Origin of the sequence: Halarsenatibacter silvermanii (genome assembly GCF_900103135.1) — a bacterium.
Taxonomy (GTDB): domain Bacteria; phylum Bacillota; class Halanaerobiia; order Halanaerobiales; family Halarsenatibacteraceae; genus Halarsenatibacter; species Halarsenatibacter silvermanii.
The window spans coordinates 20,004-38,940 of record NZ_FNGO01000003.1; the positions used below are offsets into that span (position 1 = coordinate 20,004).

Annotated in this window: 10 protein-coding genes and 1 riboswitch; of the genes, 3 read left to right on the plus strand and 7 right to left on the minus strand. The window is 43.7% G+C overall.

What is annotated here, in order from left to right; all coding sequences use genetic code 11:
- Positions 1 to 307 precede the first annotated feature (307 nt).
- Positions 308 to 3,322 (minus strand): PAS domain S-box protein, encoded by a 3,015-nt coding sequence (locus BLT15_RS01960; protein WP_143422994.1) that lies wholly within the window; start codon positions 3,320 to 3,322, stop codon positions 308 to 310.
- A gap of 197 nt (positions 3,323 to 3,519) precedes the next feature.
- Here BLT15_RS01960 and BLT15_RS01965 point away from each other — a divergent pair, with 197 nt between their 5' ends.
- Positions 3,520 to 5,478 carry a bifunctional metallophosphatase/5'-nucleotidase gene (locus BLT15_RS01965; protein ID WP_089758150.1) on the plus strand — a complete coding sequence of 653 codons (1,959 nt, stop codon included), beginning with the start codon at positions 3,520 to 3,522 and terminating at the stop codon, positions 5,476 to 5,478.
- 71 nt (positions 5,479 to 5,549) lie between these two features.
- Here BLT15_RS01965 and BLT15_RS01970 read toward each other — a convergent pair whose 3' ends face one another.
- From BLT15_RS01970 to BLT15_RS01990, 5 genes are all read right to left on the minus strand, one after another.
- On the minus strand, positions 5,550 to 6,848 hold the full coding sequence (locus tag BLT15_RS01970) for an HD-GYP domain-containing protein (protein ID WP_089758152.1): 1,299 nt from the start codon (positions 6,846 to 6,848) through the stop codon (positions 5,550 to 5,552).
- Between the two features lie 63 nt (positions 6,849 to 6,911).
- Entirely contained in the window at positions 6,912 to 8,105 is a 1,194-nt protein-coding gene (locus BLT15_RS01975; protein WP_234985473.1) for a GGDEF domain-containing protein, read from the minus strand.
- Between the two features lie 30 nt (positions 8,106 to 8,135).
- Entirely contained in the window at positions 8,136 to 9,005 is an 870-nt protein-coding gene (locus BLT15_RS01980) for a glycine betaine ABC transporter substrate-binding protein (protein WP_159429763.1), read from the minus strand.
- 38 nt (positions 9,006 to 9,043) lie between these two features.
- Positions 9,044 to 11,605: a PAS domain S-box protein gene (locus BLT15_RS01985; RefSeq protein ID WP_089758157.1), complete on the minus strand. Its 2,562-nt coding sequence runs from the start codon at positions 11,603 to 11,605 to the stop codon at positions 9,044 to 9,046.
- Positions 11,606 to 11,734: 129 nt separating this feature from the next.
- Positions 11,735 to 14,698: a PAS domain S-box protein gene (locus BLT15_RS01990; protein WP_089758158.1), complete on the minus strand. Its 2,964-nt coding sequence runs from the start codon at positions 14,696 to 14,698 to the stop codon at positions 11,735 to 11,737.
- Positions 14,699 to 14,973: 275 nt separating this feature from the next.
- A riboswitch (cobalamin riboswitch) is annotated at positions 14,974 to 15,177 on the plus strand.
- Positions 15,178 to 15,606: 429 nt separating this feature from the next.
- Here BLT15_RS01990 and BLT15_RS01995 point away from each other — a divergent pair.
- Positions 15,607 to 16,671 (plus strand): M55 family metallopeptidase, encoded by a 1,065-nt coding sequence (locus tag BLT15_RS01995; RefSeq protein ID WP_089758160.1) that lies wholly within the window; start codon positions 15,607 to 15,609, stop codon positions 16,669 to 16,671.
- A 169-nt stretch (positions 16,672 to 16,840) separates the two neighbouring features.
- A complete protein-coding gene (locus BLT15_RS02000) occupies positions 16,841 to 18,052 on the plus strand; it encodes a dicarboxylate/amino acid:cation symporter (protein ID WP_089758162.1) in 1,212 nt (403 codons plus the stop codon).
- 483 nt (positions 18,053 to 18,535) lie between these two features.
- Here the strand turns inward: BLT15_RS02000 and BLT15_RS02005 are convergent, their stop codons facing one another.
- A complete protein-coding gene (locus BLT15_RS02005; RefSeq protein ID WP_089758164.1) occupies positions 18,536 to 18,841 on the minus strand; it encodes a DUF2325 domain-containing protein in 306 nt (101 codons plus the stop codon).
- Positions 18,842 to 18,937: the final 96 nt, after the last annotated feature.

An 18,937-nucleotide genomic window follows, 5' to 3' on the forward strand; every position in this document is an offset into this window, starting at 1 on the left:
CTACACTTCTAAAGCTGTGATAAATCATAGAGTAAAACCAATATTTAAAAAAGGGGCAAAAGCGGAGGGGAAGCGGAGAAAAAATAGACCCTCTCCGCTTTTGCGCCGCATCCCCTCTGCTTTTTCTACGGTCATAATCCTACAGAAATCTGAGATTAAAATAGACTCGAAAAAAATTTCACCTGGATATTTTTGATTTGAGGCCGGGTGTAAATCCGCCTTAAGCCTATATTTTTCCGGCAAAATACTAGAATAGATGAAAACTTATAGTTGTTAATATAAAACAATAATCTGCTATAATTATAAATCAATCTCTTCTTTTCATATCAATCATCATTTCCAGAAATTCTCCTGCCAGCTCAGGATCAAACTGGCTGCCCGCGCAGTCTTCAATCTCCTGCAGTGCCTCTTCTCGTTTCATCGAATCCTGATATGGGCGACCTGAAGTCATGACCTCATAGGCATCTATCACGGCAATTAATCTTGACAAAAACGGTATCTGCTTCTTTTCTAATCCTTCAGGGTAACCCTTCCCATCCCACCGCTCATGATGAGAAAGTATGTTTTTAGCCACAGAGGCAAACTCTTCAGTCGGAGAAACAATATTATAACCTCTTTCTGGATGCTTTTTGACCTCTTCCCATTCCTCATCGGTCAAATTTCCTGACTTTTTCAAAATATCTCTGGAAATAGTCACCATGCCTATATCGTGAAGAGAAACAAGCAGCGAGAGGGCATTCAGCTGCTCATCAGTCAGATTTATTTTTTCTCCCAGTTTTAAGGCCAGCCCGGTCATCCTTAGATAATGTTTTTTAGATTCAGCGCTTTTCTCAATCAGAGAAACTCTCATATTTTGCAATAAAATATTTTCGGTATCCCGAGATTTTTTCATCTTATCTCTGTACATTCTTTCGTCGGCTAACTTAATAATCTCCTCAAAAGAGCTTTCCATCTGTTCTTTGATGGCTATTCCGATTCCCAGCCTGACAGGTATATCATCAAAATCTGCCTCTTCACAGGCTTTCTCGATTCTTTTCACAACCATTTCTGCCGTCTCTCTGTCGGTTTGAGGCAGCAAAATGACAAATTCATCACCAGCCCAGCGGGCTACGAGATCTTCATGTCTGGTAACTTCATCCAGAGCACCGGCGACTTTTTTAAGAAGTTTATCTCCTTTATCATGCCCATATGTATCATTAACTATTTTAAGTCCATTCACATCACAGTAAATGAGACTTATCGGATGCTGTCTTTCCGAATTCAGACGTTCCATCTCCTCTTCCATAAAAGCTCGATTATGAAGACCGGTTAACCTGTCATGATAGCTGAGAAATTTAAGTCTCTCTTCTTTTTTCTGAAGTTCGGTCATATCCAGCTGTATGGAAAGGACTCCCTCTCCTCCCTCAGGAAGACTCACTTCTGCTTCGTGGAGGTGCATGTAATATTTTTCGCCGTTTTTTCTGCGGCTATAACCTTCAAACTCCAGTTTTTCTCCGGCCAGCACTTTTTTTAGATTGACTTCGGCCACCTCTGCCAATTCCGGAGTTACCACGGTTTCAAAAATACTGCTGCCCACCAGCTCCTCTTCGCTGTAACCGGTCATCTCACACAATCTGTCGTTAACTTCGAGAATGTTTCCTTCGCTGTCCTCCAGCATTATTCCCACCGGAGCAGTTTCAAATATTTTGCGATAATGTTCTTCTTTGATCGCCAGTTTTTTCTGAGTCTCCTTTTGCTCCGTAATGTCTATCGCTGTTCCTATTCCACATTTTTCTCCTTCATAAATAATTCGTGTTCCGGAAAATAAAACCCAGAACTCGCTTCCATCTCTCTTTCTCATCTTAAATTCATAACTGGATGGAAGGTTTTCACCTCTAATTCGGGACTGCCCCCTCTTTTTAACCAGTTCTTGATGTTCTGGAGAAACAATTTCCCAAAAATTCATGTTCAATAGTTCTTCACTAGAATAACCGGTCTTTTCCACCAGGGCAGGATTGACATACTTAAAGGTTTGTCCGTAAACATACAGCCCGAAAGGAACAGTTTCAGCCAGCGATTGGAATTTTTCCTTCTCCTCTCTCAACTCTTTTTCAGCTTCCAGCCTGTCGGTCAGATCTGATCTCATAGTTAGGACACCCTTTCCACCATCCGGAAGCTGAATTCTGGTCTCCTTTACGTTTGCATAATATCTTTCACCCGACTTTTTGCGCGAGTAAATAATCTTTTCGTTATCTCTGCCAGCAAGAATTCTCTCAAAATCTTCTCTGGTTTTACCCTCGCAATCATCAGCAACCAGCACTTCTAAAAAACTATTGTTGATGAGTTCTTCCTCTTCATATCCGGTCATTTCGCATAATCTATCATTAACATCGATAATTTTTCCTTCAGAATCTTTAATTTCTATTCCAACCGGTACTTTCTCAAAGATTTTTCGATACTGCTGCTCTCTGATTTTCAATTCCCGCTCAATCTTTTTTCTTTCCGTAATATCACGGGCAAACTCCACAATCCCCGTAATTTCTCCCGTCTCTTCATCCTTAATAGGATAGGCAAAGGTTTCGAGGAAATCCACATCCGAGTCCTCCGTGCCTGAGATAACTCCGTTCTCCACATGACCACTTTCCAGACTTCTCTGCACTGGACAATTAGAACAGGGATTATCGTTATTCCGAAAAGCGTCATGGCATTTTTTACCTGCTAAGGGCAAATTATCACTGTACCATTTTTTCATAATGCTGTTAGCATATTTGATCGTCAGATCAGGATTGAAGACGCTGATTCCTTCTTTGATACTTTTCAAAACCGTCTCCATTTCTTTTTTGGAAGCTTTCAGTTCTTTGTTTTCCTTTTTCAGATCAGTGATATCCGACTTCAAAATTAGAATTAACTCATCATTATATCGGTCAGCTCTCAGCTCATACCACCGGACTTCGCTTTCAAACTGGAAAGCAATCTCTTCCTCTAATTTTTCATGACTCGCTCTTTTTTTATCCTTCTCGAAAACACCCCTGAGCTTTTCTGCCAGCCTCTCTACTCTGGATCGATCACATCCAGCCCGCTTTAACATTTCTGGATATGGACCCCCAGAAGGGGAAAAGTTAACAAACTGACTAATTTCCGAAAAAATTTCTTTCCACTCGCGATTGGCCAGTTCTATATTCAAATTTTCATTGACAAGAGCAGCACCTTCGGGAAGCGAAGAAACAAAAAACTTTAAATTTTTTCTTTCCTCACCCGCAAATTTTGCGATAATAGACCCCTCCCGTTTAGATCTATAATGTAAAATTCGACTTTTCACAAAACCGCCAATAATAAAGATCAAAATTTCGGTTTTTGCGATTTATCTTCAGAGAAATTATTTGATGATAACTTTTCTGATGTTTTTCTTAATCTATCACATAATTTTCATAAAAGCAAATCAAAGCAGCCTAATTTGAGAAAGGAAAATAACTCGCAGACTTTAAATTAATAATAGAGCTAAATTTAACTGTGGAGCATTATCTTAAGGGGGTTAAAAACGTGTCCAGACTTTTAAGTTTTGAGATCGCTCTTATTCTCAAAATAATTGCAGTTTTACTGGTAACATCCAGTTTTTTCTCCCGGGTTTCAGCCGCTCCCGGTCCCCAAAATTTCACCATCATGCATACCAACGATGAACATTCACATCTTATACCTAACTCTTCAGTTCTGGATTATCATCCGCAAAAGTCTGATTCTTCCGTAGGAGGAATTAAAAGATTGGCCTCGCTGTCTGCAGAATTAGAAAACGCCAGAAAAGATTGGGCTGAAGAAGTTTTGCTGGTATCGGCCGGAGATTTCAAGGCAGGCAGCCCCTTTGCCTGGCTCTCGCTGGAGGACAGAGCTGTTGAACTCAATCTCATGCAGGAAGCAGGTTATGATCTCGTAACTCTGGGAAACCATGAATTCGATTATGGTCCAAAAGCACTGGCCGAATATTTAGATAGGGCCGGATATCCAGAAGCCCACCAAAAAACTGCTGTAATAGCATCCAATCTCGAAATTCCTGAAGGACATAAAATGCAGGAGGCCGGCATCCAGAGAACAAAAATCATGAAAATATCTTCTGAGCTGACTCTGGGCATTTTTGGTCTTCTGGGAGAAAATGCCGAACTGGTCAATCCCCGTACAGAACCCATGGAATTTGCCGACAGAATAAACACCGCTGAAGAGATGATAGATAAGCTCAAAAATCAGGGAGCCGATGTCATTATAGCAATAACTCATTCAGGATTAACTGAAGATATTGAACTGGCTCAAAATATGGAAAATCTGGATCTCATCATCGGAGGTCATTCTCATACGCTGCTGGAAAAGCCACGCGAGGTCGATAACACTAAAGTAGTACAGACAGGAGAACACATGCAATACCTGGGAGTTCTGGATTTCACCTTTTATCCTGACGATCGGACACTGGAATTAAAAAATGAAGAAAGGGGCCAGTCCTATCTTGAGAAAATTGACGATTCTATAAATCCTGACAAAGATATAGCCGAAATAACAGATGAAAAGACGGAAATGCTCAAAGATTATACCGCTGAAGTTACGAACGGACGCTATGAGGACCTATTTGCCTCGCCCTTCACTATGGACTTTTCTTTTTCCGACAAGAATCTTTACAGTGACACACCCTTCGGCAACTTTTTCACCGATGCCTTGAGACTGGGGGCTCAGGATATCCTGGGCGGTGATATCGATTTTGCCTTTCAGGCCAACGGTTTAATCCGGGGAGGGCTCGAACCCGGGGTAATGCCCTGGTCAAAAGATCAAATCAGCTATTATGAGCTGGCAGCAAGCTCGAGTCTTTTTCGCGGGGAGGACGGCAGGCCCGGTTATCCCCTGGTAGAAACTTATTTGACCGAGCGCGAGATTATCAGAATTCTGGAAATCTCCTCATTTTTGAGCGAATATATGGGAGAAAGACAGTTCTTTCAGGTTTCAGGATTAAGATATACCTATGACAGGCGCAGGGCAACACTTTTTAGAATACCCCGATTGGACATCCCGGTCCCAACCGGCAGATCAGTTCTTTCAGCCGAAAAATACACAGGCGAGGGCACTCAGCTGAAAAACCCCAAAGCTTACCAGAAGCTGAAAAGAAGCAGCGATAAACTTTACAGAGTGGTAACCGACTATTACATACTGGAATATCTGCCCAAAATCAACAAATACCTCCCATTTATGTCTGTCAGACCAAAACATGAAGATGGCACCCCCATGGAAGACATGAAAGATGCCATAGTCTATCGCAACGGTCAGGAGATAAAAGTCTGGGAGGTCCTGTGGCACTATGCCGACATGCAGCTGGATGAATTATCAGAAGAATACCGCACAGCTCAGGACAGGGTTAAACAGGAAAAAAAATTATCGCCTCTGGCACTGCCCGGAGCAGTAACCCTGATATTTCTGATCCTTCTTATAGCAGCCGCGGGTTATGGCCTTTATGAATTGGTCGTTTAAATTTAAAAAAAAGAAGAATATTGATCGGGCCATATAATTTTAATCGAAATTTTCATCGGGATCGATAACTTTCAATCCCGCTGTAATAACTCCTGTGATTCAGCAGCAAACTCCTGATAATATTCACCCGCTTTGTTCTGCACATTGAATCTGAGCGAGTTAACTTCCGTGAAATCGTCCGTGACAGCAGCTACCAGGTCTTCGTCAAGAGCCCTATCCCGGGCCATCTCCTGCAGGATTTTCTTCACCTTATCGTAATCCAATCCCCGGCGATAGGGCCTGTCCTCTGTCAGGGCGGTAAATACATCGGCCACTGCCATGATGCGAGCTTCCTGCGAGAGCTCCTCTCCCGAAATTTGAAAAGGATAACCATCACCGCTGAGCCTTTCGTGATGATAAGAAGCCCAGTCGCGAATTTCCTGCAGCTCATCACCCGTATTTAAACAGTGATATGTATGGTAAGTGTGAGTCCTCATGATACTCCATTCATCATCGGTCAAAGACTCAGGTTTTTCCAGGATATCCTCCGGCACAGCCAGCTTACCGATATCATGAAAATATCCACTCAACTTCAGCAGGGCTGTTCTCTCCTGTTCAAAACCTCTATCCTCTGCCAGTTTTTCTGCAATCCCGGCCACTCCGCTGGTATGGGTGGCCGTGAAAGAGCTTCTAAAATCGATTATATAGCCGGTCAGCTGCCCCAGCTGCAGAAATTTTTCCTGAACTAAAGAACCGTTACTGCCGTTGAAAAAATCATCCAGAGCCATCAAACAACGCTTTTTATCGGTCAGATCCAGCCAGAAATATTCGCGTTCCTGAAGGGCTGTAAATGCTGCCAAAATTTCATTATTCACCCTGCCTGCCGGGATTCCTTCGATCCTGTGACTAATCTGATCCCGGGCCAGCAAAATATTCTTTCTCTTCCGACGCGCGGCCAGATTGACAACTATATTGGCCATAAAAATGATATTGCTCAAAAGCAGCTGCTCTCTATTAACCGACTCACCTGCGCCCCCGGCAGACCCCGCAGTCAGCTCATCCCAATCATGATGGTGATACCTGATAATTTTAGCAATATCTTCATCTGGAAAATTCTCCTCAGCCAGAATATATCCCACTTCGGCATGGCGATTATCCTTCTGATCAAAACGCAAATCGCTGTAATCCTGGCCCAGATAAAATATCCCCAGATCATGAATCAGGCCAGCAAGCGTCGCTTTTTTGATCAGATCTTTACCCAGCCCCATCTCCCGGGCCAGTTCAAAGGTAATATAGGCCACCTGGCGATTGTGACCCACCACCTCTTTGCTGATAAGATCCATCGCATTGGAAACAGCCTTCACCAGCCTGTACAAATTCAAATTATTCATCTTCTCCGTCCTCCCAGAAGTTAGTAAAATCCGTACCAGGTTTCTGTCGAAAAATAAAACTGTTTAGAGTTTGTCACAATCCACCGTACAGTTTCTACCGCTCTGTTTAGCCCTATAAAGAGCCTTATCAGCCAGCTGCAGAAATTCTTCCATGCCAGCAAACTCCTCTTTAAAATCAGCAACTCCTACGCTAACTGTAATAGATATTTCCTTATCCTCATACTGCGTGGAATTTTCTGCCACTTTTTCACGTATTCTCTCAGCCGCTTTTAAAGCCTGTACTTTATCGGTGCTGGGCATGAGAATCCCGAATTCTTCCCCGCCCAGCCGGGCAGGAATATCAACCTCTCGAAAATTTTCCCTCAAAAGACCGGCCAGATCTTCCAGCACGGCATCCCCGGCTGGATGGCCATATCTGTCATTGACCTGTTTGAAGCGATCGATATCCAGCATCAGCAGACTGAGTTCCTCGTCATAACGACGGGCTCTTTCTATCTCCTCCTCGCCGACCTCCATAAAATACCGGCGGTTATAAATATCGGTCAATGGATCATGGAAACTCAAGTAGGTGATTTGTTCTTCTTTTCGACGCCGCTCTTTTACGCTTGCCCGCCAGTTCTGGAAGGTGATATACCAGGAGATCATGAGCAGCATAAGAAATCCCAGAGCTGTCACCTGCAGATAAGAAGTAAGTCGTTTTTCTGCTGTTATTCTATCCTGAATATGTCTTTCTACGATGGCGGTGAGGTTTTCAATCGTCTGAGAAAGAATATGCTGATGGTTGGTGTATATCCATCCCTTCAACCTCTCCTCGGCCTCCGCCCGTCTGCCGTGACTTATGAGCTCGAACACCTCTCTTTCTATCTCTCCCAGAGTCTGGAGATGTTCCTGCATATTTTCTACCTCCTGGGCCACCCCTTCAATTTCAGCCAGCTCGACAATATCTGTCAGGGCATCTGTCAGCGGCTCTCTGTGTTCCTCGTAACGCTCCTGCCAGGTGAGATCACCGGTGACGGCAGCGAGATTGGCCGTCAGCTCAAGATTACGACTGTGATAGCGCAGATCGCTGGAGGCTCTTTCCAGAGACATTTCTATCTCCTCAAATTCTTTTATCATACGACTGGAACGCTGCAGCTGCCAGAGCAGCACGACGATTAGTATAAAGGTAACCGCCACAGAGAGGACAAACCAGGGGTTAAAATTGCTGATAAAAATTTCCTGTTTGTATTTTCCAGTAATTTTTTCCTCTCCACCCATATTCAAATCAACACCCTCTCATTTCAGCATTTACTGCTGATCGATATCCTCCAGCCACTCCTCTACCAGATCCGGATTTTCCTGAAGAAAACGCCCGGCAGCATTTTCGGGCGTCATATCTTCTTCGACTATCCAGAGCATTACCTGTCCAATTTCTTCCTCACCCCAGTAAAAATTATCGAGAAAATTATAAACCTCCGGCATATCATCCTCCAGGCCTTCCCGCACTATGGTGGCAATCTCACCTTCTTCAGTATAAATGCCGCGGGGATCGGCCAGATACTTCAGATCCCAGGAGAAAAATTTCCAGTGAGGCGTCCAGCCCGTAACTATTATCCATTCCTCCTCTTCAAAAGCATTCCTCAGGGTGGTGGTCATGGTGTGATCGCTGCCTGTAACCAGCTCGTATTCTTCCAGCGCTTCATATTGTTCCATAGCCTCCCGGGTAACATCCATAATCCCTGCATCAGGTTCGATGCCTATTATCTGGCCGCCAAACTCATCGGTATGCTCTCCGAGCTCATCTATAGAAGATATCGGCACATATTCCGGCACAACCAGTCCTTCCAGTGTACCTGTAAAATTAGGACCGAGATTGACGATATCATCACTATGCTCTTCGTAATATTTTTCTTGCAGAGGCAGCCAGCCTGCCACCATTCCGTCTCTGTCTCCCAAAGCCAGCGACTCGTAAAGAGCAGTCAGAGTTACTGACATAAGGTCGACCTCATAACCCAGCTCGTTTTCGATTATTTCTGCCACCACATAGGTGCTGGCTATCTCCGAATCCCACTCCACATAAACAAGCTCGACTTTTTCCTCTTCTGCTTCAACTTCTACTACCTCATCTCCCGGCTCCTCATCTTCATCAGCCCCGGGAGAACACGCGGTTAAACCCAAAGCTATGCAAGCCAGCAGAAAAATTATTACTGATCTCTTTATAAATTTTCTGATGACATCTCCCCCCTCATCATCTCTACAAATTTTTCCGCCAGTTCCGGATCAAATTGTTCGCCGGCACATTCTTCTATTTCCTCCAGAGCCTCTTCGCAGCTCATGGCGGCTTTATAGGGCCGGCCAGAAATCATGACATCATAGGCGTCTACAATAGCGATCATCCTCGAAATGAGCGGTATCTCCTGCCCCTTTAGCCCCTCGGGATACCCCCTGCCATTCCACCATTCATGATGGTGGAGTATTGCTCTGGCTACAGGAGCAAACTCCTCGGTAGCCACCGCAATTTTATAACCTCTTTCAGGGTGTTCTCTGATTACTTCCCATTCTTCCTGAGTCAAATCATCCGATTTTATCAGAATATCCTCCGATATAGTCGCTTTACCTATATCATGAAGAGTTGCCAGCAGAGAAAGTTTGTTCAATTCCTCTCCCGGCAGTCCCATCTTCTCACCCAGTTTTTGAACAAGATCAGCCATTCTCTCGGCGTGTTCTCTGGTTTCCGCGCTCTTAGCCCCCAGGGTATTGAGAACATTCTGCACGAGTTTATTCTCGGTGCTGTGCGATTTGGTCAATTTATCCCTGCGCATTCTCTCCTCGGCTTTTACCAGCACATCTTCAAAATCTTCCTCCAGAGTGTCCCTGACAGCTACTCCCATACCCAGATTAATCGGAATCTCCTCAAAAACAGCATCCTTACAGTTTTCCTCTATTCTATCCTTTATTTCAACAGCCATTTCTATATCAGATCCGGGGAGCAGGATAATAAATTCATCTCCCGTCCAGCGCACCAGAATATCATCACCTCTAATGTTCTTTTGCAATATTTCAGCAACCCGGATCAGCAGTTTATCGCCTTTGTTAAAACCGTAAGTTTCATTTATAATCTTCATTCCGTTGACATCACACATAATTATACCTGCGGGCAGCTGCCTTTCAGTATTCAGCTCCTGCAGCTTCTCCTTTAAATATAAACGGTTATAAAGCCCCGTCAGGCTATCATGATAGCTCAAATACTCCAGTTCTCTTTCTTTCTCCTTCAGATCCGTTATATCGAGGTGCATTGAGAGCACCCCTTCTCTCCCTTCCGGGAGTCTGATCTTTGTTTCCTTTAGATGAACATAATATTCTTTGCCGGTACTGGAGCGCGATAATCCGGTGAGCGTTAAATCCTCCCCCGCTAAAATTCTATCAATATTCGCTTTCGCTTTTTCTTCTATCTCTTCAGGAACCAGGGTTTCAAATATACTGCTGCTTTCCAGCTCCTCATGGCTGTAACCGGTTATCTCACACAATCTATCATTTGCTTCGAGTATATTTCCCTGATCATCCTGTATTAAAATGCCCACGGGGGCTGTCCGGAAAATTTTCCGATACTGTTCCTCTCTCATTTTAAGCTCTTTCTCTATTTCTTTTCTCCCCGATATATCCCGCGCAAAAACAAACTCGTATTCCTCTCCTGACAGAAAAAGATGGTGAGATAACACTTCGGCAGGAAATACCCGTTCATTTTTGCATATAAATTTTCTTTCCCTCTGCAGCTCTTTATTTTTTATCAGCTGCCGCCAGTATCCTGACCGCCCTTCAGGGTCCGCGTCTTTATCAATATCGGAAAATTTTAGCTGCAGAAGCTCTGACCTGCTGTAACCAAGCATTTCACAGGCTCTGTCGTTGACATATTTTATTTCTCCCCGGGGGCCAGTCCAAAAAATGGCGAAAGAAGCTTTTTCCAAAGACTTTTTCATCAGCTGCATTTTCTTTTTAGTTCTTTTCATCTCTGTTATGTCGGTGATAAAGCCGTATAACTTTTCTACCTCTCCATCATTATAAATACCCCTTCCCTTTTCCCAGACCCATTTTTCGCCCTCATCCCGGGTTTCAATTTTGTACTCGATCTCAAAAGGCTGTTTATCAGCAAGGGAGTTCTGAATTTTATTCCACACTTCTTCTTTATACCCCGGCTTTATCAGGTCACCATAAGCTAAAACGCTATTATCGACCAATTCCTCCGGTTTATAACCGGTCAGATCTTTACAGCCCTGACTGACATACTTCATCTCCCAATCGAACCTGTTATAACATTTATAGATTATGCCCGGATAACTGGCGGAAAATCTCTCCCTCTCCTCCTGCAGCTCCACTATTCTTTCTTCGATATTTTTTTCTTCACTGATATCATCCAGAATGATCAAGTATTCACAACTATCATTGATCATAAAGGTCAGCTCTATATATTTTTCTTCTCCGGAAGGATTGATGTATGATTTTTCATCTGCCATAATTGTTCTGATTTTATCTGAAGCTTTAATAGAATCGCCTGAAGAAAAATCTGCGAACAGCTCATCAAATTCGATCAGATCGGAAAGACTGGCGATTATATCTTCTCCGGACGCGTTTTTGCCCGGATTCAAAATTTTTCCAGCAATAAAATTCCATTCTTCTACCGTGTATTCCAGGCTTTCCTTCTCTCCCTCCGAACCAAAATTTCCTGCTATATATCCTAAATTTTTGCTTTTTAATATATCTCTAAAATCAAACCCTGTCATATTATCTCCCCACGGGCTATCTCTTTCTTGATCCAGTGCAAAATTCCTTTTAAAATTAAAATTCGGATCTTCTTATCTTCAGCTGTTAAATGGGTGCGTAAAAAACCTCATTTATAAGATTCTAAAATTCTATTCCATCAATTCCGCGAATTTCTTCGCAAGTTTCGGATCAAATTGTTCTCCTGCACATTGTTTTATCTCTTGCAGGGCTTCTTCCCTGCTCATGGGCTCTTTATAGGGGCGGCCGTTGGTCATAACATCATAGGCATCAACTATAGCAATAATGCGTGACCGAAGTGGAATTTCCTCTCCCGCAATTCCTTCCGGATACCCACCGCCATCCCATCTTTCATGATGGTAAAGTATCTCGCGGGCAATCGGAGCAAATTCTTCCGAAGCTGAAGCTATGACATAACCTCTCTCCGGATGCTGCTTGATTATTTCCCATTCTTCGTCCGATAAACCGCCCGGCTTCTTCAAAATATCCTCGGAAATTGTTACCTTTCCGATGTCATGAAGGGTGGCTAAAAGCGAGAGATTGTTTAACTGTCCATTTGTCAGACCAAATTCCTCCCCCAGGCTGTGGGCGTATTTTGTCATTCTCAGGGCATGTTCGCGGGTCTCATCGCTTTTGGCAGCAAGCGTATTCAGCAGGTTTTGAACCAGCTTATTCTTGCCGCTTCTGCTCCGGGTGAGCTTATCTTTCTGCATGTTATCCTCAGCTTCATGGAGTATTTCATAAATATCTTCCTCAAATCTGGTCTTGACTGAAAGCCCCACCCCCAGCGTAAGCGGAATATCATCGGCAATTCTGTTTTTTTCGGCCCTGGCTTCTATGCGATCACAGATCTTTCTGGCCTCCTTTTTTCCGGTGTGAGGAAGCAGAATCACAAACTCATCTCCCGCCCATCGCGCTGCGAAATCCTGTTCCCTGGTGCACTCCTGGATAATATCCGCCGTTTTATCGAGCAGTCTATCTCCAATTTTATGACCATAAGTATCATTCACCAGCTTCAAACCATTCACATCCAGCATAATGATACTCACCGGCAGCTTCGACACAGAATCCAGCTCTTTGATTTTCTCCTCGAGATAATTTCGGTTGTGAAGACCGGTCAATTCATCATGACGGGACATATGCTCTATCTTACGCTGCTTTTTCTTGCGGGATGTGATGTCAAGATGGGTACCGTACATCCACTCCGGACTGCCATCCTCGGTCCAGGTGAACACCCGTCCTCTGTTTAAAACCCATACCCAGCTGCCATCTTTATGCTGGAGTCGATTTTCAATATGATACTGTTCCTTCTCGCCCCGAAAATGTTTTTCCAGCTTTTTCTGAGCCCTTTTTAAATCTTCAGGGTGCATCAATTCCCGCCATGTATCGATCGTTACTGGTTCGAGTTCTTCCCGGGAATAACCCAGCATTTCCGCCCACTTTTCATTGATAATCTGCTCTCCGGTCTGCACATTCCACTCCCAGGTTCCCACATTGGTGCCCTCGATAATGCTGGCCAGCCTCTCATTTTGTTTCTTAATTCTTTCTTCTCTATTTTTCCGTTCGGTTATATCCCTGACCCATTCCACCAGATATTCTATCTCGCCAGTTTCATCTTTTACGGGCAGAACCCGAAGGTCAATCCAGCCCCCCTCGGGAAGAGAGGTCTCTTTTTGCAGCGATTCTCCTGTTTCCAGCACCTCTTTCGCCTCACAATCAGGACAGATATCCTCTCTTTCTCGATAAACCCTATAACATTTTTCATCCAGCTGCCTTCTCTCTGGCGGTACATCTCCAATACCCTTCCAGTTGCTGTATAATATATTCATCTCGAGATCATGAATAGAAACCATCTCCGGAATAACAGAAAGTGTCTTCTGCAGGCGTTCCTCGCTCTTTTCCAGCTCCCGACGCATGTGATATTTCTCGGTGACATCGCGAAAAACCAGCACAGCTCCCTGTATTTCTCCCTCTTCATCTCGAATAGGAGAAGCAGAATCGGCGATCTGGTATTCTCTGCCATCCCGGGAGATGAGTTTGGTGTGATTGGCCAGCCCCACTTTTCCGCCTGACTCCATAACCTCCTTCACCGGAGATGGTACCGGCTCGCCGGTTTCAGCGCTGACTATTTCGAAAACTTCCGGCAGATTTTTGCCCCTTGCTTCATCAGAGAACCAGCCTGTGAGCTTTTCAGCCCGCGGGTTCATACGGGTGATTTTACCTCCGGTGTCGGTGGCAATCACGGCATCGCCGATAGAATTGAGCGTAATACGCAGTTTTTTACGGCTTCTGCGCAGCTCCCTTTTTCTACGCCGAAGTTCAGTTATCTCCTCATAAATTGCATAAATCCCCTCTAAATTTCCCTCTATTTTAATGGGTATTCCTTTAATAATGAATTCATGAGGATTGCCTTCAAAATCATAACGGGTCCCCTGGTCCACCACTTTCTGGCCTTCCAGCACTTTCTCGGTTAAATTCCTGCCGGCGCTGCCGCTTTTCCCTTTTTCCAGCACCTCATCCATATCCTGGCCTTTTATTTCCTCAAGCTCATAACCAAAAATCTCTTTAAATTTATCATTGATATCTATAACTCGATGCTCTTCATCGAGTCTGGCAATCGCTGATCCGCTCCCGGAAAAAAGCACTTCCAGGCTCTGATTTTTTCTCTTCAGCTCTTCTTTTTGTTCTTTGAGCTCGATGCCGGCAGATTTGCGTTCCTTTATATTTTCGTGCATCACCAGCGCCCCCTGCCGAAAGGGGATTGCCCTCATCTTAAACCAGCGCCGCTCATCAGGAGAATGGCAGGAGTACTCCTGAACAAATTTCCGCTTATCCCCGGCAATTACCGATTTAATACCCCGAAGAGCTTTTTTTACCTCTTTTTTCTCTTCTTCTGATTCGCTCAATACCTCGAGATAATTTATTCCTGACCCGCATTCTTCAGGACTTAAATTGTTCTTGCTGGCAAAATTATTCCAGCTCTCGTTAACACAGATAATTTTTCCTCCAGCATCAATGACCGCGGCATTGTGAGGAAGAGAATCCAAAAATATTTTTAATTCTGAATTTTTGTTCTGGCTGCCTTGATCTTTCATATTTATTTACCCCTCCTCAGCAAATAGATCATTGCCAATATCTTTATATATTCATTATACATTTTAATGTGGGATATAACAAATCAAAATTATAATTCATTCTTATTAATAATTAACGAAAATCGGAAAATAAAGTACAAGCTGCTCTGATAATCCGGCCAATTTCATAATAACTGTTCTGGTGAAAAACCACAACTTATAAGAAATTTTTTTTCGTTTTCAGCAGGAGAATCATCATAAATCTTTAAAAATATAATAGAGGATAATATAAAAATTAAATATCGGCGCAATCAGGTGCCTCCGGCTACGGTCGGAGGAGAATAGGGAATCAGGTGAAAAGCCTGAACGGGCCCGCCACTGTAACTGGTAAGATCGGATTCCTCTGCCACTCGCCGTCTTTAAGTACGCAGGAGCAGCGGGGAAGGTCGAATTCGATCCAGGCCAGAAGTCAGGAGACCTGCCTGGTTGTTGAGCCTGCAGCTCCCCTATGGCAGGGAATGTAGGTGAAGCTAATGCAGAACCGGTGCGGTCAAATCCTGTTTTTTCATTTCCTCCGACAACTCTTGCCGGATCTGCATAGCTTACTCACCTAAACCACTCAACCTGTCAGGGTTGGGTTTTTTATTTTGTCAAAGCTAACAATCAACTTTTTCTAAACCAAAATAAATTTTGCTCATCCAATTTTGATCTGGCATCCCTCTACTTATCTGCACCGGTTAATATAGCCGGTGCAATTTTTTTTGGCATAAACACCTCCCTTTTATCTTCATCCCCACTCTGGCATAATCCCTCCTAAACTTTCTTAATATTTTATCCTTTGACAGCAGGGTAAATATACACTAACATGGGATAAGGATGCGACTTATTGTGAAGAATATAATTTATTTTTATCTTTGGAGGAAATAACTATGATGGATAATATTTCAGTTTATATATCGGTTGATATGGAAGGTGTAGCTCCGGTGACAGATAAAAAGGAAGTAGAAAGAGGTAATCCGGAGTTCGAAAAGGCCTGTCAATTCATGACAGAAGAAGCCAATGCCGCCGTGCGAGGTGCTTTTGCCGGCGGAGCTGAGAGAATTGTGGTCAGAGATGCTCACGAATCCGCCCGCAACCTGAATCCTGAAAAGCTCGACAGCAGGGCTGAGCTCATAAGGGGATTGAGCGGGAAGCCCTGTGGCATGATGGATGGCCTGGATGAAAGTTTCGATCTGGCTTTTTTTGTAGGTTATCACGCCGGACCGGACAGCCGGGATGCCGTCATAAGCCATGCTTATTCCCACAGGTTCAATGCCATTTCCATCAACGGTCATGCTGTAAATGAAGCCATATTGAATTCTCTTTGGGCCAGAAACCTGAAAGTTGAACCGGCGCTAATAACGGGTGATGTAAAAGCCTGTAAGCAGACAAAAAACCTGCTCCCGGATATCGAAACTGTATTCGTAAAAAAAGGACTGGGCGAGGCAGTTCACAGTCTCTCGCCCGATAAAGCCTGTCAGCTGATAGAAAGCCAGGCTGAAGAAATTTTAAATAGAAAAACTTCACGTGAAAATGTCAGCCTTTCAACCCCTCATGATCTCCAGCCCGTCTTTGCCAGGTTAGAAAATGCCATCAGAGCAGCGAATTGTTCGGAAGCTAAAATAGAGGATGCCCGTACAGTCAATTTTTCACGAGAGAACAAAGAAATCCTCCAGAATCAGCCCCTAACCGGCAGAATACATTCAAAATTGGCGCTCAAATCGAAGGGTGACAGATCCTGCCTGCAAAAAAATTATCTGCTCCCCGGGATTGAAACCGCGTCCAAAAAAATCAGGTTATCCCCACCCTATGATCTCCAGCTGGTTTTTTCCGGAAAGGAAGATGCCATCAAAGCAGCCAATTATCCCGGAGTTGTAAGAGAGGATGCATATACCGTCATTTTCCCGGCAGAAGATATAAACGAGCTGATGACTTTCATCAGTTTCGTCAGCTGATCTTCTCTATTTCAGTAAACTAATCCATTGAAACATCAGATATTTTTAAACGAAATTTTTTGCATTAAAGCTTCAGCAGAGCTTATTGTATCGGTGATCAATATGTGTTAGTATTAATGGGAGAATGATATTGTGAATAATATAATTAATACTTGGGGGTTAAAAAATCATGAAAAACTTCGGACTCATTCCCAGGCTTATTATAGCAATAATAGCCGGTATTCTGACAGGTTTGTATCTGCCGGAGAGCCTGGCCAATGTACTATACACCTTTACCGAGATCTTTGGGGAAATTCTCACCTACATAGTACCTCTAATCATACTCGCCTTCATCATTCCCGGCATATCTGAGCTGGGCGCAAAAGCCAGCAATCTGCTGGGCAAAACGGTTTTAACCGCCTATATTTCCACGATAATTGCCGGTATTGCGGCATATCTCGTGGCCAGCAGTCTTATTCCTCTCATAGCACCTGCGGGAGAACAGGTGGCAGAAGCCCAGGGACTTTCTCCCTATATCGAACTGGAAATACCACCGATTATGGGAATAATGACAGCACTTGTCACCTCCTTCATCTTCGGCATAGGCATAAATCATCTCAAAAACGAGGAAAATAAACTGACACTCTATAATTTCATGCAGGAAGTCAGAACAATAGTCCAGTTTTTTATTAACAGGGTTATTATACCCTTTCTGCCAGTTCACATCGCAGGTATCTTCGCCGATATGGCAGCAGAAGGGACAGTATTCCGAACTATCACGATGTTCGGTCCTCTTTTTGTGCTGGTAATTGCCATGCACATAACATATCTGATGGTGATGTTTTCACTGGCCAACAGGCTTTCTCCCAAAAACAAAGTTCTGACGAGCATAAAAAGCATGCTGCCCGCTTATACGACTGCTCTGGGAACCATCTCAAGTGCGGCCACTATTCCGGTCACTCTTAAAAGTGCGAAAACACTCAATGTAAAGGAGAAAATTGTCGACTTCGTGGTGCCGCTCGGGGCTACCATCCATCTGGCCGGAAGTACTATAGCTCTAGTTAGCTGTGCCGTGGCCACCATGATTTTATATGGCGAACCATTCACGCTGGCATCCTTTCTGCCCTTCATATTCATGCTGGCAATAATAATGATCGGCGCACCTGGAGTCCCCGGCGGGGCGGTTATGGCAGCTCTGGCTCCTCTGGCTTCTATACTGGGTTTTACCGAAAGCATGCAGGGTCTCATGATCGCACTCTATATGGCCCAGGATGCCTTCGGAACTGCCTGTAATGTCACAGGTGATGGAGCTATATCAATCATAGTGGACTATTTCCATTCCGACAGTGAACAGGAAGAGGTCAGCACTGAGAGAGCCAAAAGCGGTGCTTCCGGAAATTAAAAGAGAGATAAAATTCTGACAGATAAAATCGATTTAAAATTAGGTTCTTCTTGTTTTTAGTTGAGGGGTATTGTATAAGATCACTATCATGACAATAGTGGCTGGAAGATATAAAGCAAAGTGATACTTGAAATTTTTCGAAACTCAGGTTAAGCTCCTGGCCAACTGATAACAAGAAGATCCAAAATTAAATCACCGTACAAATATAGGGTGCCGGACTGAACTGTGTTATTGTCGTAAATTTTCATGTCCGGTGCCCCTTTTTTATTCATCGGGATTTTTGGCCATCACATCTGTCTCTGGCTTTACTATCACCGACAGCATGAGAAGCTCTTCTTCTTCAAGGCCTATTGATACCTGGTTGCTGTGAAACTCGGGTCTTTAAGCATATAACCAAATAAGTTTTTTTTGACATACCTTTTTACCAGCTGACGACAAAAAGATCAATAAAGCGTATTCACTGACCTGCTGAAGTTTTTAATTTCAACCACAGCCTTTACAGAAGTCACAGCCGCACATCTGCATTTTCTTGCAGATATGGCTCCAGCTGCGCCGGGCGAAAATGCAATCAGCTTCGTGACATTTAGCTTCTTCTTTAACCATCTTCATCAAATTATGATGTATGTAGTCGGTTAATATCAATATCAAATCTACTCCGTCCGGTATAGAGATCTGTCGTGCTCTTTTTTTCTTGCGCCCGGTGACATGATATATGCTGTCAAAGCCCATATCGCGAAGGTTATCCTTTATTACTCCTAAATTATCTCCTCCCACGACCAATGCTGACATAATAATCCCCCTTTTCTTTTGAGTTTAATTTTTTGGAATGAAACCCGATAAAATTTGAAAGTTCTATGAATCTGATTCGCAGGAGACAGACCCTTA